Below are 15,559 nucleotides of genomic sequence, written 5' to 3' on the forward strand. Positions count from 1 at the left end.
AGGTGAAGCGATGACCACGCCGACGTTAGAGACGAAGTACGTCTTCACCATCACCGCCCGCATCGGCGACGTCGTCACCGCCGGCGAGACCGGCATCGGCGTGCGCCGCATCATCCCGATCGTCGGCGCCGAGGTGAAGGGCGCTGTCAACGGCAAGGTTCTCTCCTTCGGCGCCGACTTCCAGACCATCCGCCCCAACGAGCTGATCGACCTTGAAGCAAAATACGCCTTCGAGACCGACGACGGCGCCATCGTCTATGTCGAGAACAAGGGCATCCGCTTCGGCCCGGTCGAGCTGTTGCAGAGGCTCAAGCGCGGCGAGCCGGTCGATCCAAAACTGATCTATTTCCGGACCGTGCCGCGGTTCGAGACCGGGCATGAAAAGTATCGCTGGCTGATGGAGCACATTTTTGTAGCTTCAGCCGCACGCCACGCGGACCGCGTCGTGATCGACGTGCATCAGGTGATGTGAGGAATCGGTCTTTGACCCAGGGCGAACCTGGTTCAGAATGTGATCTGCGCCAAGTTGTGCAGACCACGGGAGTCCCACCATGTCTCTTATGGCTTCCAGCGAACCAGTCCCCCAACACACCTTCGACTCCGCCGAAATGGGCGCCATCGCTCACCTCTACCGCGGCGAGGTCTATCGCTCGACGATCTGGCGAACGCGGCTCGACAACACGACCAATTGGGCGATCGTCACGATGGGCATCGCGCTGTCGACGACCTTTGCGAGCCCGGAGGCTTCGCCTCTGCCACTCGTACTCGTCGGACTGCTCCTTGCCGTGTTCCTCGGGATGGAGGCGCGGCGTTATCGCTATTTCAATGTCTGGCGTGCCCGGGCCCGTTGGCTGGAGAAGAATTTCTATGCGCCAATCTTCACCGGTGAAGCGCACGATGATAGCTGGAAGGCTGTTCTCGCGCGCGACTACACTGCGCCCCGCCATCACATTTCATTTGTCCGCGCTGCCGGACGGCGGTTGCGTCGCAACTACGTCTGGATACTCGCCATCCAGGCGACAGCCTATTACGGCAAGATTGCAATCCATCCGATGCCTGCAATGACCTTGACGGAACTTATCGATCGCGCCGCCGTCGGACCGATTCCCGGCTGGGTCGTTCTGATCGTGGGCTTTGCCTACAATTTCGGGTGGCTGGCGTTTGCGCTCGGCACGATGTGGCTCGACCAACGCGAGCATGGGACCAAGGGCGACCAGGTGGCGATGGGCTGATGACACCGGCGGCTACCCGTTCCTGAGGGAGCCGAGACGAGCGTAGCTGCCCCGACGCCAGGGAGGGCCTCCCTTGTTGACTCCTTGTAAATTCGTTATACAACATAACTATTCTGATAAGGACGCAAATGACACAGGGAAACGCCGAGACCGCTGACGCGGGCGCCTCCGGGCTGTTGAGGATCGAGAGGGCGGACCGGGTTCTGACCGTGGGCCTGAACCGGCCGGCCAAGCGCAATGCGCTCAATGACGGCATCATCCTGGAAATCGGCGAGTGTTTTGCGTCGCTGCCCGAGGATATCGGCGCGGTCGTCATCCACGGCATCGGCGACCATTTCTCCAGCGGTCTCGACCTGTCCGAACTGACGGAGCACGACGCGACCGGCGGCCTGCTCCATTCGCAGATGTGGCACCGGGTGTTCGACCGCATCCAGTACAGCCGCGTGCCCGTGATCGCCGCGCTCAGGGGCGCCGTGATCGGCGGCGGGCTGGAGCTCGCCTGCGCAGCCCATATCCGCGTCGCCGAGCCCTCGACCTATTTCGCGCTGCCGGAGGGGCAGCGCGGCATCTTCGTCGGCGGCGGCGGCTCGGTGCGGCTGCCGCGGCTGATCGGCGTTGCCAGGATGATGGACATGATGCTGACCGGCCGCGTCTATAGCGCGACCGAAGGCGCCTCCTACGGTTTTGCGCAATATCTCACGGAAGCCGGCAACGGGCTCGGCAAGGCGCTGGAGCTTGCGACCAAGATCGCCTCCAACGCGCCGCTGACGAATTTCGCCGTGCTCCAGGCACTGCCGATGATCGCGGAAGCCAATCCGCAGACCGGCCTGTTGATGGAATCGCTGATGGCGACGGTCGCGCAGAGCGACAAGGAAGCCAAGCGCAGGATCCGCGAATTCCTCGAGCACAAGACCGCCAAGGTGAAGCCAAAGTCATGAGTGCACAGCCGTCCTCTTCCAGCACGGAGCGCGGCGCAAGCACCTTCCCGCTGCGCCCCATTTCGTTCGGCGATCCCGTCGTCAACATCGACCGGCGCGAGGACGGGACGATCTACCTGCGGCCGAAGCAGCCGCTCGGCGACTATCCCGTCCGCATCACCGACCGCCTGCATCATTGGGCCGCGACGACGCCGGACCGCGTCTTCATGGCCGAGCGCGAAGGCGGCCGCGGCTGGCGCAAGATCACCTATGCCGAGCTGCTCACCGCGAGCCGGCACATTGCCTCCGGGCTGATCCAGCGCGGCCTGTCGGCGGAGCGGCCGGTCGTCATCCTCTCCGGCAATTCGATCGACCATGCGCTTCTGGCCTTCGGCGCGTTCTATGCCGGCGTTCCGTTCTGCCCGGTGTCGCCGGCCTATTCGCTGGTGTCGAAGGATTACGGCAAGCTGTCCTATCTGATGAAGCTCTTGACGCCGGGCCTCGTCTTCGCCGAGGACGCCGACAAGTTCGCGGATGCACTCGCCGCCAATGTTTCGCTCGGCACCGAGATCGCTGCGTCTTTCGGCCATGTGCCGGGCCGCGACGTCACCCTGCTCGCCGATCTCATGGCGACGCCGATCCGCGGCGATCTCGACACGGTGCACGGCAAGATCGGCCCCGACACGATCGCAAAATTCCTGCTGACGTCGGGCTCGACCGGCAATCCCAAGGCCGTCATCAACACCCAGCGCATGATCTGCGCCAACCAGGTGATGCTGCGCGAGACGCTCGCCTTCCTCAAGGACGAGCCGCCCGTCATCATCGACTGGCTGCCCTGGAATCACACTTTTGGCGGCAACCACAATATCGGGCTGACGCTCTACAATGGCGGCTCGATGTATCTGGACGCCGGCAAGCCGATGCCCGGCGGCATCGAGGAGACCGTGCGCAATCTCCAGGAGATTTCGCCGACGGTCTATTTCAACGTGCCCAAGGGCTACGAGTCGCTGCTGCCATACCTGCGCGACGACCAGGGCCTGCGCGCGAAATTCTTCGACCGGCTGCATGCGATGTTCTTCTCGGGTGCGGCGCTGTCGCCGTTCGTCTGGAACAGCCTCGACGAGCTCGCGGTGAAGGAAAAAGGCTATCGCGTGCCGATGCTGACCGGACTTGGCGCGACCGAGACCGCGCCGTTCTTCATGTCGGTCAATCCGCGCACCAGCCGCTCCGGCCATGTCGGGTTGCCGGTCTCAGGCAATGACGCCAAGCTGGTGCCGAACAACGGCAAGCTCGAGGTCCGCGCCAAGGGGCCGAACGTGATGCCCGGCTACTGGCGCCAGGCGGACATCACCGCAAAATCCTTCGACGAGGAAGGATTTTACATGATGGGCGACGCGCTCAAGCCCGCCGATCCCGATGATCTCAACGCCGGCTTCGATTTCGACGGCCGGGTCAGCGAGGATTTCAAGCTCGGCAGCGGCACCTGGGTCAGCGTCGGCCCCCTACGCGCGCGCTTCGTTGCGGCCTGCGCACCGCTGGTGCGCGACGTCGTCATTGCCGGCATCAACCGCGACGAGGTCTCCGCGCTGGTCGTGCTCGACCTCGACGGCTGCCGGCTGATCAACCCGACGCTGCCGGCCGACGATCTCGTCGTCGCGACGCGCGACCGGCTGGTGCGTGAGGCCTTTCGCGAGCGCCTGACCAGTTTCCTCGGCTCGGCCACCGGCTCCTCGACGCGGATCACGCGCGCGATCCTGATGGACACGCCGCTTTCGATCGACAAGGGCGAGGTCACCGACAAGGGCTCGATCAACCAGCGCGCAGTGCTGGAGCATCGCGGCGCCCTGATCGAGGAGCTCTACGCTGCCAATCCATCGGACCGTGTGATATCGGTCGGCTAAGAAATCATCACTACAGGAGAACGCCATGTTGTTGAAGGATCAGGCAGCCATCGTTACCGGCGGCGCATCGGGGCTGGGCGCGGCCACCGCGCGAAAACTGGCGGCGCAGGGCGCCAAGGTCGCGGTGTTCGACCTCAATACCAAGCTCGCAGAAACCGTTGCCGCCGAGATCAAGGGCGTGGCCGTAACTTGCGACGTCTCCGATGCCGCCTCCGCTGAGGCTGCGATCGCGCAGGCGACCAAGGCCCACGGCCCCGCGCGCGTGCTGGTCAATTGCGCCGGCATCGGCGTTGCCAAGCGCGTGGTGGGCCGCGACGGCCCGATGGCGCTCGCCGATTTCGACAAGGTGATCAAGGTCAATTTGATCGGCACCTTCAACATGCTGCGCCTCGCCGCGACCGAGATGTCCAAGCTCGAGCCGCAGGCGACCGGCGAGCGTGGCGTCATCATCAACACCGCCTCCGTGGCCGCCTATGACGGCCAGATCGGCCAGTCGGCCTATTCGGCCTCGAAGGGCGGCATCGTCGGCATGACGCTGCCGATCGCGCGCGAGCTCGCACAGTTCGGCGTCCGCGTGCTGACGATCGCTCCCGGCCTGTTCCTCACCCCGCTGCTCGCCAACCTGCCGCAGGAAGCCCAGGATTCGCTCGCGGCCGCGATCCCCTTCCCGCGCCGGCTCGGCAACGCCGACGAGTTCGCCGCGCTCGCGCTGCACATGGTCGAGAATTCGTACCTGAACGGCGAGGTGGTGCGCCTCGACGGCTCGCTGCGCATGGCGCCGAAGTAAATTGATGGGCGCTATTGCAGCAGCGACCTCGACCTTACCTCTCCCTTTGGGAGAGGTCGGCGCGGAGCGCCGGGTGAGGGGCTCTGCCCTATCGAGGGACCGTACCCCCTCACCCGAATTGCTTCGCAATTCGACCTCTCCCTCCGGGAGAGGTGAGAAACAGCACCAGCGGGCACAAGACGCATGTTCGTGAACCGGCGCGACGTACAGATCCAGTGGGGCGATTGCGACCCCGCCAACATCGTCTACTACCCGCGCTATTTCGCGATGTTCGACGATTCGACCTCGACCCTGTTCGAGGCCGCCGGCTTCTCGAAACAGGACCTGGTCCACAAATACGGCCTGGTCGGTATCCCCATGGTCGACACGCGGGCCAAATTCTACATCCCCTCGACCTATGGCGACTGGATCACCATCGAGACGAAGGTCGAGAGCATCAAGCGCTCGAGCTTCGAGGTGAAGCACAACGTCTACAAGGGCGACGCGCTGGCGATCGAGGCATTCGAGACCCGCGTCCTGGTCGGCCGCGACCCGGCCAATCCAGAGAAGCTGAAATCGGCACCGTTTCCGGCGGAAATGGTGACCAAGTTCACGGGGAGCTAAATCGCCGCATCACCAAAAGAGGGGGCTGAATTACCCCCCGATTTCTGCTTTCAAGGAAACACGTCAAGGGAGGAATAATAGATGAAACGCTTTTACCTGACCGCCGCCATCGCCGCGGCGACGCTTGCCCTGCGGGCCCTGCCCGCGCTGGCGCAGACCAGCGAAATCACCATCGGCATCACCACCACCACGACCGGCCCGGGCGCCGCCCTCGGCATTCCCGAGCGCAACGCGCTGGAATTCGTGCCGAAGGAGATCGGCGGCGTTCCGCTGAAGGTGATCGTGCTCGACGACGGCGGCGATCCCACCACCGCGACCACCAATGCCCGCCGCTTCGTGACGGAATCCAAGGCCGACATCATCATGGGCTCGGCGCTGACGCCTCCGACCATCGCGGTCTCCAACGTCGCCAACGAAGCCGGCATCCCGCATTTCGGCCTCGCGCCGTTCCCGATCACGCCGGAACGCATGAAGTGGTCGGTGGCGATGCCGCAGCCGATCCCGATCGTGGGCAAGGTGCTGTACGATCACATGAAGTCGAAGGGTGTGAAGACCCTCGGCTATATCGGCTACTCCGATTCCTACGGCGACCTCTGGTTCAACGACCTGAAGGCGCAGGCCGTGCCGATGGGCATGACCATCGCGGACGAGGAGCGCTTCGCCCGTCCCGATACGTCGGTGACCGGACAGGTGCTCAAGCTCGTCGCCGCCAATCCCGACGCGATCCTGGTCGGCGCCTCCGGCACCGCGGCCGCGCTGCCGCAGACCGAGCTGCGCGAGCGCGGCTATCAAGGCCTGATCTACCAGACCCACGGCGCGGCCAGCATGGACTTCATCCGCATCGCCGGCAAAGCGGCCGAAGGCGTGCTGATGGCCTCGGGCCCCGTGATGGATCCCGAGGACCAGCCGGACGAAGCCGCCACCAAGAAGCCGGGCCTTGCGCTCAACTCGGCCTATGAAGGCAAGTACGGCCCGAACAGCCGCAGCCAGTTCGCCGGCCATTCCTATGATGCCTTCGAGATCCTGAAGCGCATCATCCCGACGGCACTGAAGACGGCCAAGCCCGGCACGCCGGAATTCCGCGAAGCCATCCGCCAGGCGCTGCTGTCGGAGAAGGAGCTGGCGGCGAGCCAGGGCGTCTACAACTTCACCGAAAAGGACCGCTACGGCCTCGACGAGCGCTCGCGCATCCTGCTCACGGTGAAGAACGGCAAGTACACGCTGGTGAAGTAAGCGCCACGAGAGTTTTAAGACGGCGAGAGCCGGCCCGTTGGGCCGGCTCTTTTGTTTTCAGTTCCAGACTCTCTGGTCGTCATGCCCGGGCTTGTCCCGGGCATCCACGTTCTTTGGACCCTGCCGCAAGGCGTGGATGGCCGGGACACGCCCGGCCATGACGATGTGGAAGCTCAGTGCCCCACACGCCGGCAATAGATGGACGCTAAGCCGCCTGCCGCAGCGGCGTCCAGGCGAACTCCGGATAGTAATTGTCCATCATGCGGTCGACATAGGCGGTGAGGTTCGGGAAGCCCTCGGCCCGCTGCCGCAAGCCGGATTCGAAGAACGGCGACAGGATTCCGGCGAGCATGCCAAAGGCGGTGGCATCGACGCCGCAGGGCTTGTTGCCCATCAGATAGGACTTGTCGCCGAGCTGCACCGAAAGCGCGAACAGCGAGCGGACGGCGAGATCGACGTCGTCGTCGGGCGCGTGACGGCCGAGGCCGGAGAGCAGGTAGTTCTCGGCGACACGGAATTGCGCATCCTCGCGCAATTTTTCGCGATTGTGTTCCGGCGCGCCGTCGAAGAAGTGCGACGGGCCCTTGGCGAAGTTGACCGGATCGACCCAGCGCGCGCCGACCAGTGCCCAATAGACGTGATGCTCGATCATGCGCTCGAACGCCCAGGCCTGCGCGCGCTCGGCCAGTGACAGGCCGGCGTCGAAATCGAAGCCGTAGCGGCGCTCGATATGGGCGCGGATGAAGGTGGAATCGGCCACCGCCTCGCCGCCGTCGTCGATGAACGGCAGCTGCCCCTTGGGCGAAGCGGGCGGCATCGCGCGCTCCTTCCGGTAGGGCAGTCCCGCCATCTTGAGCTGCACCTCCGTCTTGGTGACGAAGGGGCTGATTTCCGGCAGGCCGAAGCCGGTGCCAAAGCCGTAAAGCGTGATCATGCGAGCTCTCCTGAACCTGCGAAACTTGACGGAACCTAATGACGGGCTGCTGCCACCATGGTGGCAGCAGCCGTGATATCTTCTGCGAAACGGGCCCCTCGCCAGGCGCGGCCCATGACGTGGCGGACCAGCGCGTCCGCGGCCTGGATCAGCGAGCGTGTCACCATGGTCGCGAACGCAACGCGGAGGTCGACGACGGTGAGATCGAAAAACATGAGGCGGCTGAAGGCCAAAGCGTGCAGCATGGCCTGCGCCCGCCACAGCGGACCGGCCGAGCCGAAATGGGTTGGGACGATCATGGACAAATCCTCTTCAGTCGACGTGTTGTCCCGGTATAGACCCCCCCTGCTGCCAACATCCTGTCAGCATCCACGCGCCGGATTTTGAGCGGGCTGCGGTCAGGAATTTGGAAAGAGAATTGTCATGAGACGCGCCGACCGGCTGTTTCAGATCATCCAGGTGCTGAGGCGCACGCGTAAGCCGCTGACGGCGGATGCAATCGCGGCCGAGCTCGAGACCTCGAAGCGCACCATCTATCGCGACATCGCGACGCTGATCGGCCAGCGCGTGCCGATCCGCGGCGAGGCCGGCATGGGCTACATCCTGGAAAAGGGTTTTGACCTGCCGCCCCTCATGCTGACACCCGACGAGATCGAGGCGGCGGTGCTGGGCGCGCAATGGGTCGCGGGCCATGCCGATTCCACACTGGCGCGCGCGGCCGAAGATCTGATGGCCAAGATCGCCGACACCGTGCCTGAGCGCCTGCGCCCCTTCGTGCTGGAGCCCGCGAGCCGCGCGCGGCCGAGCTGGAACAGGGAGCCGGACCGCCTCGACATGGCGCGCACGCGCACCCAGATCCACGAAGGCAAGAAGATCATGCTGCGCTATCGCGACGAGCAGGGCCGCCCCAGCGAGCGCATGATCTGGCCGATCTCGGTCGGTTATCTCGAAGCCGTGCGCCTGCTCGCGGCCTGGTGCGAGCTGCGCAGCGACTTCCGCAGCTTCCGCACCGACCGCGTCGTGGACGCGACTTATCTCGACGAGAAATATCCGGAGCGGCGCGACGTGCTGCGCGCAAGATGGCGGCAGAGCCTGGTCTGGGGCCCGCCAAAGGACACGTGACGACGATGGACGAGACATCCCCCATCGACCTGTCGAGCTGCTGCCAGAGCTGCGGCGCCTGCTGCGGCTATTCGGAGAACTGGCCGCGCTTCTCGATCGAGAGCGACGAGGAGCTTGCGGCGATCCCGGAGGCGCTCGTCAATGCGCGGCAGTCAGGCATGCGCTGCGAAGGCGACCGCTGCTCGGCGTTGCGTGGGGAGATCGGGAAAGAGACCGCCTGCGGTATCTACGCCGTGCGGCCGGAGGTCTGCCGCACCTGCATGCCGGGCGATGCCGAATGCGCGATGGCGCGGCGGAAGTTCGGGCTGCCGATGATCGCGAACTCTTAAGCGGGAACAGCTTCGCTGATCTCGTCGTCGAGCTCGTCATCGAGCGGTGCAAGCACCGAGAGCGGCTTGGTCGACAGCGTGATCGGCTTGCGGCCTCCCGACAGCGACGGCGAGGATTTGGTTACGCGTTCGCGTGACAGCGCGTAGAGCGTCGAGCCGACACGGCCGCCGTTCTCGATCAGGTCGCGCTCGCTACAGCTGCCTGCGATCGCGACCGCCAGCGAATGCAAATGGCTGCGGCGATAGCAGAACAGCGCCAGCTTCGCGCGTGCGTCAGGGGAAACACTCTCAACCAGCCTCGGCAGCCCGCTCTCGCTGGCGCGATACATCTCGCCAAGGAGCTCGTCGCGGACCGGGCAGAAATCGCTTTCAAAGGCGTCGCGGCTTGAAAACATTGCAATTCTCCCTCGTGTGGGGAAGATGCAGCGCAATTCTCTAACGAAAGGTTAACCACCCGGGGCGGTAGTCACCCGGGGTGCTTGCGCGCTCCCCGCGAATCAGAGGCGGACGGGGAGCCGCGTGGGCGGCCGCGCATAACCTGGGAGTTGATCACCAGGGCCTACCCGGCGTCATGGCCGGGCATAGCCGTCCGAAGGACGGCGTCGCTTCCGCTCGCCTATGTCCCGGCCATCCACGTCTGACCACGTGGCACGAAGAACGTGGATGCCCGGAGCAAGCCCGGGCATGACGACGGCCTGTGGATGCCGATAGGCGATGACCTGCGCCAAGGCCGCCTGCCTCAGTTTGCTGCCATGAAGATGGAGAGGCCGAACCCGGTGAGATGGTGCAGCGCCTGGTCGACGCCGATCAGGGTCCAGAACCAGGGATGCGCAAGGTCGACAGCGAAATTGGCCGAGACGAAGCCCTTGGCCCGGTCGATCGTGATGTGGATCACGAAATCGATCAGCGCCACGAACCAGAATTTCGGCGCGACAATCAGGATCAGCGGCAGCGCAACCGCAAGGTGAATCAGGCAATGCACCAGGAGCGGCAGGGCCCAGCCGTGCTTCTGGTCCTTGCCATGCGCCATCCAGGCGGTCTGGAGGACGAAATCAGCGATGATGTGCTTGAACGTGAGCAACAACATCCAGCCAATGAGCGCCTCAACCGGAACCGCCGATGACATGGGTGGAAACGACAAAGCTGACGCCCTCATTGACGTGACAAGAAAGATTGGAGCGTTCAGAGCAACTTCTTCTTGGGCCGGTCAGATCGCCGGGACCTCTGATTTATGACATCTCCCGCAGCGGAATGCAGCCGGGGGGAACCGGAAAATCGCCAACTGTGGCTAACTGGTGATAGGATGACCCATCGCCGCGCCGGCGTTGAGTAAGGTTACCTTCGGCTCGAAATTTGCATTCCGTGACCTTAGCGCTATCATTGTTGGTAGAGAATATCGTTCTTTTTTCAGGCGTTTACGAATTACAGGGCGCACGCAGCGATCAGATCCGCGAGCCGCCCGAAACCCAGAATAAGGCCAGAGTGCTGCCATGAGTACTGAAGGCCCGACCACATCGTCGGTCGAACCGCCGCCCCGGCGCCCCAAGGTGATCAAGACCAATCAGCAGCAAGTTCTGCTGTACGTCGTGCTGACCCTGCTGCTGTCGCTTGCCACCGTCTGGGCCGGCCGCATGCTGGTGCACAATTCGGAGACGCTGACCTTTGCCGTCGGCGCACCCAACAGCGACGAGGCGGTGTTCGCGGCCAAGCTCGCCGCACTCCTGAAGAACAACGCCTCGCGCTTCCGCATCAAGATCGTCAACAACCCTGACAATGCCAAGGCGCTCGCCCAGTTCGACCGCAAGCAGGCCGATCTCGCGGTGTTGCGCACCGACGCCAAGGTACCGCTGCGGGCGCGCACGCTCGCGATCCTCGAGCACGACCTCGTGCTCCTGCTCGGACCCGGCAACAAGAAGATCAAGTCGCTTGCCGAGCTGAAGAAGAAGAAGGTCGCAGTCCTCGCCGAGAACGAATCCTCGCTCGCCTTCGTCCGCAGCATCCTCGACATCCCCGACGGTCCGGACGCCACGAAGATCCAGATGGCGCCGCAGGGCACAACGCTCGACAAGCTGCTTGCGCCGGGAAACGGCTTCGGTGCGGTGATCGCCATCGTCCACACCTCGAAAGCGGTGCGGGACAAGGCCTATGAGCAGGTCGCCAAACGCGGCGGCTTCACGCTCAACGCAATCGACGAGACCAAGGCGCTGGCACGCAAATTCCCCGGCATTTCCGACGAGACGCTGACGGCCGGCACGTTGTCGGCCTCGCCTGAAATTCCCGACGACGATCTCGAAACGATCGGGCTCGAATGGCTGCTGGTCGCGCAATCCAGGATGTCGGCGACCACGGCGGGCGAACTGGCGCGCACCGTCTACGAGAACAAGTCCGCCCTCGGGCTCGACAGCGGCTTCGCCAGCAGGATCGAGCCGGCCTCCGTCGAGAAGGACGCCTATGTGATGGCGCATCAGGGCGCGGCCGATTACATCAACGACGACACCAAGTCGTTCATGGATAAATACAGCGACCTGATGTATCTCGGCGCCGCCGCGCTCAGCGTCATCGGCTCGATCTTCGCCGCGATCTACGCCAAGATCACCCGGATCGCGCCGGAGAAGGCCAGCGAGCTCTCCACCGCCATCCTCGACATCGGCGAGCGCATCGAGCACGCCCACTCGCTGGATCAGCTCGAATGTCTCCAGGACGAGCTGGAAGGCATCCTGCGCGGCGCGGTCATCGGCCTCCGAGACGGCACGATCAGTACCGACGGGCTCGACACCTTCAAGCTCGGCTACGAATTCGTCCGCGACGAGATCGGCATGCGTCGCGACTACCTGAAACGCCGTGCCGGCGAGATCGACAAGACCGCCCACGATGCCGGCCCTCCGCAGCACGACGACAGCAACGTCGTGGTGGTCAAGACCGCGCAGAGCGCTTGATCCGCCGGGCTGGCGCCCGCAGGGCGGGGCTGGCGGAAGCCTTGCCGGTGGATCAGCGGCCGGAACTCTGGAACCCTCCCCACCCGCAACCGTTGGTTTCCGGATACAACCGGAGAACGCGCCATGCGTATACTCCTCGTGATCTGCCTCCTGGGAATGCTGGCAGCGGTTGGCTATTTCGCTTATTCCGCGATGGCGGTCGAAGGCGAGCCGATCCCGACGGAAGGCTATGTGGCCCTCGCGCTGGGGGCGGGATTTTCCGTCATCGTCGGCATCGGCCTGATGGTCCTGCTGTTCTTCAGCAGCCGCCGCGGCTACGACGAGCCGCCGCATTTCAGGTAGCGGCAGGACCGGCTGCCGCACCCCGCCTCCGTCTTCCCATTTGCCGCGGCCCGCGCCCGTCGTTGACGGCCCCGGCCCGGGCAGGCACTTTGGCAGCGAAGTCCCAGCCGGGACCACAAAAGCCAAGACTGCTAAAGCGAAGACCGCTAAAGCCAAGACCGAGCCACCTTCCCGCATGTCCAAGCCGCTGATCTCCGCACTGGCCCAGTTCGTGGCCGCCACGGCCGGCCGCAACATGACCAAGGCGGCCTATGTTGCGGTCGGCGTCGGCGTGCTCAGCATGGTGCTGCTGACGGTCAACCCGGCCTATGAGACGGCGCCCCGCTGGGTCGATGCCCTGCTGTGGGCCTGCCTCGCCTATTTCGTGTTCGAATGGGTCGTCCGGCTGCGCCACATGAGGCGAACGGAGCGCCTTGCGCTCTACATGTCCTCCTCCGCCGGCATCGTCGATGCGATCGGAGCGCTGGCCGTGCCGGTCGCGCTGGTTCTCGGCGTCGAGCTCCGGACGGCCTGGCTCCTCAGCGTGCTCTGGGTGCTGAAGGTGGTGCCGGGCATTCCGGGCCTGCGCCAGCTCCGCCGTGTCCTGGTACTGGAATCGGGACCCCTGGTCAGCGTGCTCGTGATCTTCCTGATGGTGGTTTTCCTCGCCTCCGTCGCCGAATATTTCCTGGAGCGGGACGTGCAGCCGCAGACCTTCGGCAGCGTGCCGGCGGCGCTGTGGTGGGCGGTGGTGACCTTGACGACGACCGGCTATGGCGACGTCGTGCCGGTGACGCCTCTGGGGCGCATGGTGGCGGCGCTGGTGATGATCTCAGGCCTCGGCGTGTTCGGCCTCTGGACCGGTATCCTGGCAACCGGCTTTGCCGCGGAGACCCGGCGCGACAATTTCCTCAAGACCTGGGAATCCGTCAGCAAGGTGCCGTTCTTCGCAGCGCTTGGACCAGCGGCCATCGCCGACGTCACCCACATGCTGCGCACCATGGAGCTGCCGGCGCGCACCATGATCATCCGCAAGGGCGCGCAGGGCGACTGCATGTATTTCATCGCCGCCGGCGAAGTCGAGGTCGACCTGCCGGGCAAGAAGGTGCAGCTCGGCGAGGGCGCCTTCTTCGGTGAGATGGCGCTGCTCGGCAACAACATGCGCGGCGCCAACGTCTCGACCACGAAGGTGTCGCGGCTCCTGGTGCTCGACCTCGTCGATTTCCGCGTGCTGATGGCGCGGCATCCTGACCTCGCCGAGACCATCGACGCCGAGGCGAAGCGGCGCGCACTCGAAAACAGCTAAAGGGAGACAAGAATGTCGGATATGGCCGACGCAGCCTCAGGCCCCGTCCTCGAACGCGACGGCGCGCGCGCCACCATCCGCCTCAACCGTCCCAAGCATCTCAACCGGCTCCAGGCCGAAGATCTCGGCGAGCTCGTCAAACTGTTCGACCGGATCGAGGCCGATCCCGCGATCCGCGTGCTGGTGCTGACCGGCACCGGGCGCGCGTTCTCGGCGGGCTATGATCTGAATTCGGTCGCCGAGCGGGCGGTGAGCGCAAACGAGCAGCAGAGCGCGGGCTCCGCCTTCGAAGTGGTCGTCAACCGGCTGGAGGATCTCGGCGTGCCGACGATCTGCCGGCTCAACGGCGGCGTCTATGGCGGCTCGACCGACCTCGCGCTCGCCTGCGATTTCCGCATCGGCGTCGACACCGCCGAGATGTTCATGCCGGCAGCGCGGCTCGGGCTGCACTATTACAGGAGCGGCATCAAACGCTACGTGACGCGGCTCGGCGTCGACAATGCCAAAAGGCTGTTCCTCACCGCGCAGAAGATCAGCGCGCCGGAGATGCTGCGCATCGGCTATCTCACCGCCATGGTGCCGGTGGAATTCCTGGACGAGGAGGTCGACAAGCTCGCCGGCGTCCTCGCCGGCAACGCGCCACAGGCGATGCGCGGCATGAAGCGCGCCATCAACGAGTTCGCCCGCGGCGAATTGGACGAACAAGCCGCCGACCAGCGCCACCGCGACAGCATGCGCGGCGACGAGATCAAGGAAGGCATCAAGGCGTTCGCGGAGAAGCGGCCGCCAAAATTCTGATCAGGCTCGCTTCGACCGCATCGCGCGCACCTGCGTGAGCTTGGGATCGCGGACGAGCGCCTGGTAGCGTTTGCTGTCGATGGCGTAGATCGCGATCCGGCCCTCACTGTCGGCATGAACGCCCCAGCCGAAGCGCTTGCCCAGGCTCGACGCCCTCATGCACGCCTGCCCCCGGGAAAAGAACGCTTCGCGGGCCGCATGCTTCTCCGTTTTCGTCGCCTTCACGTCGAGATCGCGTCCCGGCGCAGACGTCGCGAAGATCACGTCGTCAGACGTGTATTTGTAGGGCGCCTTGGCGATCATCCCGTATTGCAGGCACGCCACCGTCGGCTTCCCCGCCCGGAGCGGCGGCTGCTCGCCAGTACGCGCGGGACAGTCTTCAGCCACCTGGATGAAGGTGTTGAAGCAGTTGGTCGTGTGCATCGGCTTCGTCATCTGCAACCCTGGTTCATTCAACCACCAGCAGCCGCGGCATGCTGCGCCGCCATCTCACCGTCGGCGGCATTGATCCGCTGGAACGCGGGACGCGAGGTCATGCGCTCGGCATAGCGAACGAATACATCTTTTTTCGGCACGATGCCAAACATCATGGTCCAGCTGAGCGCGACGCCCCACAGGACGTCGGCGGCCGTCATGCGCTCGCCGAGCAGATACGGGCCCTTCGACAGCTGCGCCTCGAGCGCGCCGAGCATGGTGTCGTAATCGGCATAGGGCGATTGCGTGATCGGCGCGGGCTCACGCTGCATGAACTTGTCGATCAGGGCCGGCTCGAACGACGCGCCGTAATAGGCGATCCAGCGCAGATAAGGGCCGCGCAGCGGATCGTTCAACGCGGGCGTCAGCCCGGCCTGCGGAAACAGATCCGCGAGATAGATCGTGATCGCGACCTGTTCGGTCACCAGCGCATCGCGATGGCGGATCGCCGGCACCTTGCCGAGCGGGTTGATCGCGAGATAGGCGCCCTGCCGCTGCTCGCCGGCCTTCATGTTGAGGACATGGAGATCGTAGGGAGCCCCCAGTTCCTCCAGCAGCACCCGCGTGCCGGTGGCGCGGCTTTGCGGCGAATAATACAGCATGATGCGGTTCGGATCGGTCATGGCAGGTCTCCTCGGGCGCCGTCTGGCGGTGCGCACCTTGTAA

At 64.7% G+C, this 15,559-nt stretch carries 19 protein-coding genes; 13 read left to right on the top strand and 6 right to left on the bottom strand.

Annotation, left to right across the window (positions count from 1 at the left end):
* Positions 1 to 10: 10 nt before the first annotated feature.
* The 7 genes from XI09_RS28770 to XI09_RS28800 all read left to right on the top strand — a co-directional run bounded on the left by XI09_RS28770 (position 11) and on the right by XI09_RS28800 (position 6,673).
* Positions 11 to 472 (top strand): DUF3237 domain-containing protein, encoded by a 462-nt coding sequence (locus tag XI09_RS28770; protein ID WP_271569837.1) that lies wholly within the window; start codon positions 11 to 13, stop codon positions 470 to 472.
* A 79-nt stretch (positions 473 to 551) separates the two neighbouring features.
* Positions 552 to 1,232, top strand: a complete 681-nt coding sequence (locus XI09_RS28775) for a DUF2270 domain-containing protein (RefSeq protein WP_271569838.1) — start codon at positions 552 to 554, stop codon at positions 1,230 to 1,232.
* Positions 1,233 to 1,360: 128 nt separating this feature from the next.
* A complete protein-coding gene (locus XI09_RS28780) occupies positions 1,361 to 2,170 on the top strand; it encodes a crotonase/enoyl-CoA hydratase family protein (protein WP_011090568.1) in 810 nt (269 codons plus the stop codon).
* Complete coding sequence (locus XI09_RS28785) at positions 2,167 to 4,050, top strand: feruloyl-CoA synthase (protein WP_271569839.1); 1,884 nt, start codon at positions 2,167 to 2,169, stop codon at positions 4,048 to 4,050. Before XI09_RS28780 ends, XI09_RS28785 begins: the two co-directional genes overlap by 4 nt.
* Before the next feature lie 25 nt (positions 4,051 to 4,075).
* Entirely contained in the window at positions 4,076 to 4,837 is a 762-nt protein-coding gene (locus tag XI09_RS28790) for an SDR family NAD(P)-dependent oxidoreductase (RefSeq protein WP_271569840.1), read from the top strand.
* A 183-nt stretch (positions 4,838 to 5,020) separates the two neighbouring features.
* Positions 5,021 to 5,440, top strand: coding sequence for an acyl-CoA thioesterase (locus tag XI09_RS28795; protein ID WP_271569841.1), 420 nt, complete (start codon positions 5,021 to 5,023; stop codon positions 5,438 to 5,440).
* An 81-nt stretch (positions 5,441 to 5,521) separates the two neighbouring features.
* Entirely contained in the window at positions 5,522 to 6,673 is a 1,152-nt protein-coding gene (locus XI09_RS28800; RefSeq protein WP_271569842.1) for an ABC transporter substrate-binding protein, read from the top strand.
* 205 nt (positions 6,674 to 6,878) lie between these two features.
* On the opposite strand, the gene XI09_RS28805 is transcribed toward XI09_RS28800, so the two are convergent.
* Together XI09_RS28805 and XI09_RS28810 are read right to left on the bottom strand one after the other, a co-directional pair.
* Positions 6,879 to 7,607, bottom strand: coding sequence for a glutathione S-transferase family protein (locus XI09_RS28805; protein ID WP_271569843.1), 729 nt, complete (start codon positions 7,605 to 7,607; stop codon positions 6,879 to 6,881).
* Positions 7,608 to 7,642: 35 nt separating this feature from the next.
* Complete coding sequence (locus XI09_RS28810; protein ID WP_271569844.1) at positions 7,643 to 7,906, bottom strand: hypothetical protein; 264 nt, start codon at positions 7,904 to 7,906, stop codon at positions 7,643 to 7,645.
* A gap of 124 nt (positions 7,907 to 8,030) precedes the next feature.
* Between XI09_RS28810 and XI09_RS28815 the strand changes: the two genes are divergently transcribed.
* Entirely contained in the window at positions 8,031 to 8,729 is a 699-nt protein-coding gene (locus XI09_RS28815) for a helix-turn-helix transcriptional regulator (RefSeq protein WP_092187331.1), read from the top strand.
* A gap of 5 nt (positions 8,730 to 8,734) precedes the next feature.
* The gene (locus XI09_RS28820) at positions 8,735 to 9,058 is read left to right on the top strand and encodes a YkgJ family cysteine cluster protein (RefSeq protein ID WP_177234507.1); all 324 of its coding nucleotides are present in this window, start codon (positions 8,735 to 8,737) and stop codon (positions 9,056 to 9,058) included.
* Here XI09_RS28820 and XI09_RS28825 read toward each other — a convergent pair.
* Entirely contained in the window at positions 9,055 to 9,453 is a 399-nt protein-coding gene (locus tag XI09_RS28825) for a hypothetical protein (protein WP_271569845.1), read from the bottom strand. The genes XI09_RS28820 and XI09_RS28825 overlap by 4 nt on opposite strands.
* Positions 9,454 to 9,797: 344 nt before the next feature.
* Complete coding sequence (locus XI09_RS28830; RefSeq protein WP_271569846.1) at positions 9,798 to 10,145, bottom strand: DUF3307 domain-containing protein; 348 nt, start codon at positions 10,143 to 10,145, stop codon at positions 9,798 to 9,800.
* Between the two features lie 403 nt (positions 10,146 to 10,548).
* Here XI09_RS28830 and XI09_RS28835 point away from each other — a divergent pair, with 403 nt between their 5' ends.
* The 4 genes from XI09_RS28835 (at position 10,549) to XI09_RS28850 (ending at position 14,419) form a co-directional block, all read left to right on the top strand.
* Positions 10,549 to 11,994, top strand: a complete 1,446-nt coding sequence (locus tag XI09_RS28835; RefSeq protein WP_271569847.1) for a TAXI family TRAP transporter solute-binding subunit — start codon at positions 10,549 to 10,551, stop codon at positions 11,992 to 11,994.
* Positions 11,995 to 12,117: 123 nt separating this feature from the next.
* Complete coding sequence (locus XI09_RS28840) at positions 12,118 to 12,336, top strand: hypothetical protein (protein WP_271569848.1); 219 nt, start codon at positions 12,118 to 12,120, stop codon at positions 12,334 to 12,336.
* 175 nt (positions 12,337 to 12,511) lie between these two features.
* Positions 12,512 to 13,621 carry a cyclic nucleotide-gated ion channel gene (locus tag XI09_RS28845; protein WP_271569849.1) on the top strand — a complete coding sequence of 370 codons (1,110 nt, stop codon included), beginning with the start codon at positions 12,512 to 12,514 and terminating at the stop codon, positions 13,619 to 13,621.
* Positions 13,622 to 13,633: 12 nt separating this feature from the next.
* Positions 13,634 to 14,419 carry an enoyl-CoA hydratase/isomerase family protein gene (locus XI09_RS28850; RefSeq protein ID WP_271569850.1) on the top strand — a complete coding sequence of 262 codons (786 nt, stop codon included), beginning with the start codon at positions 13,634 to 13,636 and terminating at the stop codon, positions 14,417 to 14,419.
* Here XI09_RS28850 and XI09_RS28855 read toward each other — a convergent pair whose 3' ends face one another.
* On the bottom strand, positions 14,420 to 14,854 hold the full coding sequence (locus XI09_RS28855; RefSeq protein WP_271569851.1) for a DUF6157 family protein: 435 nt from the start codon (positions 14,852 to 14,854) through the stop codon (positions 14,420 to 14,422). It abuts the gene before it with no gap.
* 17 nt (positions 14,855 to 14,871) lie between these two features.
* The gene (locus XI09_RS28860) at positions 14,872 to 15,516 is read right to left on the bottom strand and encodes a glutathione S-transferase family protein (RefSeq protein WP_271569852.1); all 645 of its coding nucleotides are present in this window, start codon (positions 15,514 to 15,516) and stop codon (positions 14,872 to 14,874) included.
* Positions 15,517 to 15,559 lie beyond the last annotated feature (43 nt).

It is taken from the genome of Bradyrhizobium sp. CCBAU 11386 (assembly GCF_028128955.1).
Taxonomy (GTDB): Bacteria; Pseudomonadota; Alphaproteobacteria; order Rhizobiales; family Xanthobacteraceae; genus Bradyrhizobium.

Coding starts and splice junctions, on each gene's coding strand:
- XI09_RS28770 (WP_271569837.1), top strand. CDS start 11: ATGACCACGCCGACGTTAGAGACGAAGTACGTCTTCACCATCACCGCC.
- XI09_RS28775 (WP_271569838.1), top strand. CDS start 552: ATGTCTCTTATGGCTTCCAGCGAACCAGTCCCCCAACACACCTTCGAC.
- XI09_RS28780 (WP_011090568.1), top strand. CDS start 1,361: ATGACACAGGGAAACGCCGAGACCGCTGACGCGGGCGCCTCCGGGCTG.
- XI09_RS28785 (WP_271569839.1), top strand. CDS start 2,167: ATGAGTGCACAGCCGTCCTCTTCCAGCACGGAGCGCGGCGCAAGCACC.
- XI09_RS28790 (WP_271569840.1), top strand. CDS start 4,076: ATGTTGTTGAAGGATCAGGCAGCCATCGTTACCGGCGGCGCATCGGGG.
- XI09_RS28795 (WP_271569841.1), top strand. CDS start 5,021: ATGTTCGTGAACCGGCGCGACGTACAGATCCAGTGGGGCGATTGCGAC.
- XI09_RS28800 (WP_271569842.1), top strand. CDS start 5,522: ATGAAACGCTTTTACCTGACCGCCGCCATCGCCGCGGCGACGCTTGCC.
- XI09_RS28805 (WP_271569843.1), bottom strand. CDS start 7,607: ATGATCACGCTTTACGGCTTTGGCACCGGCTTCGGCCTGCCGGAAATC.
- XI09_RS28810 (WP_271569844.1), bottom strand. CDS start 7,906: ATGATCGTCCCAACCCATTTCGGCTCGGCCGGTCCGCTGTGGCGGGCG.
- XI09_RS28815 (WP_092187331.1), top strand. CDS start 8,031: ATGAGACGCGCCGACCGGCTGTTTCAGATCATCCAGGTGCTGAGGCGC.
- XI09_RS28820 (WP_177234507.1), top strand. CDS start 8,735: ATGGACGAGACATCCCCCATCGACCTGTCGAGCTGCTGCCAGAGCTGC.
- XI09_RS28825 (WP_271569845.1), bottom strand. CDS start 9,453: ATGTTTTCAAGCCGCGACGCCTTTGAAAGCGATTTCTGCCCGGTCCGC.
- XI09_RS28830 (WP_271569846.1), bottom strand. CDS start 10,145: ATGTTGTTGCTCACGTTCAAGCACATCATCGCTGATTTCGTCCTCCAG.
- XI09_RS28835 (WP_271569847.1), top strand. CDS start 10,549: ATGAGTACTGAAGGCCCGACCACATCGTCGGTCGAACCGCCGCCCCGG.
- XI09_RS28840 (WP_271569848.1), top strand. CDS start 12,118: ATGCGTATACTCCTCGTGATCTGCCTCCTGGGAATGCTGGCAGCGGTT.
- XI09_RS28845 (WP_271569849.1), top strand. CDS start 12,512: ATGTCCAAGCCGCTGATCTCCGCACTGGCCCAGTTCGTGGCCGCCACG.
- XI09_RS28850 (WP_271569850.1), top strand. CDS start 13,634: ATGTCGGATATGGCCGACGCAGCCTCAGGCCCCGTCCTCGAACGCGAC.
- XI09_RS28855 (WP_271569851.1), bottom strand. CDS start 14,854: ATGACGAAGCCGATGCACACGACCAACTGCTTCAACACCTTCATCCAG.
- XI09_RS28860 (WP_271569852.1), bottom strand. CDS start 15,516: ATGACCGATCCGAACCGCATCATGCTGTATTATTCGCCGCAAAGCCGC.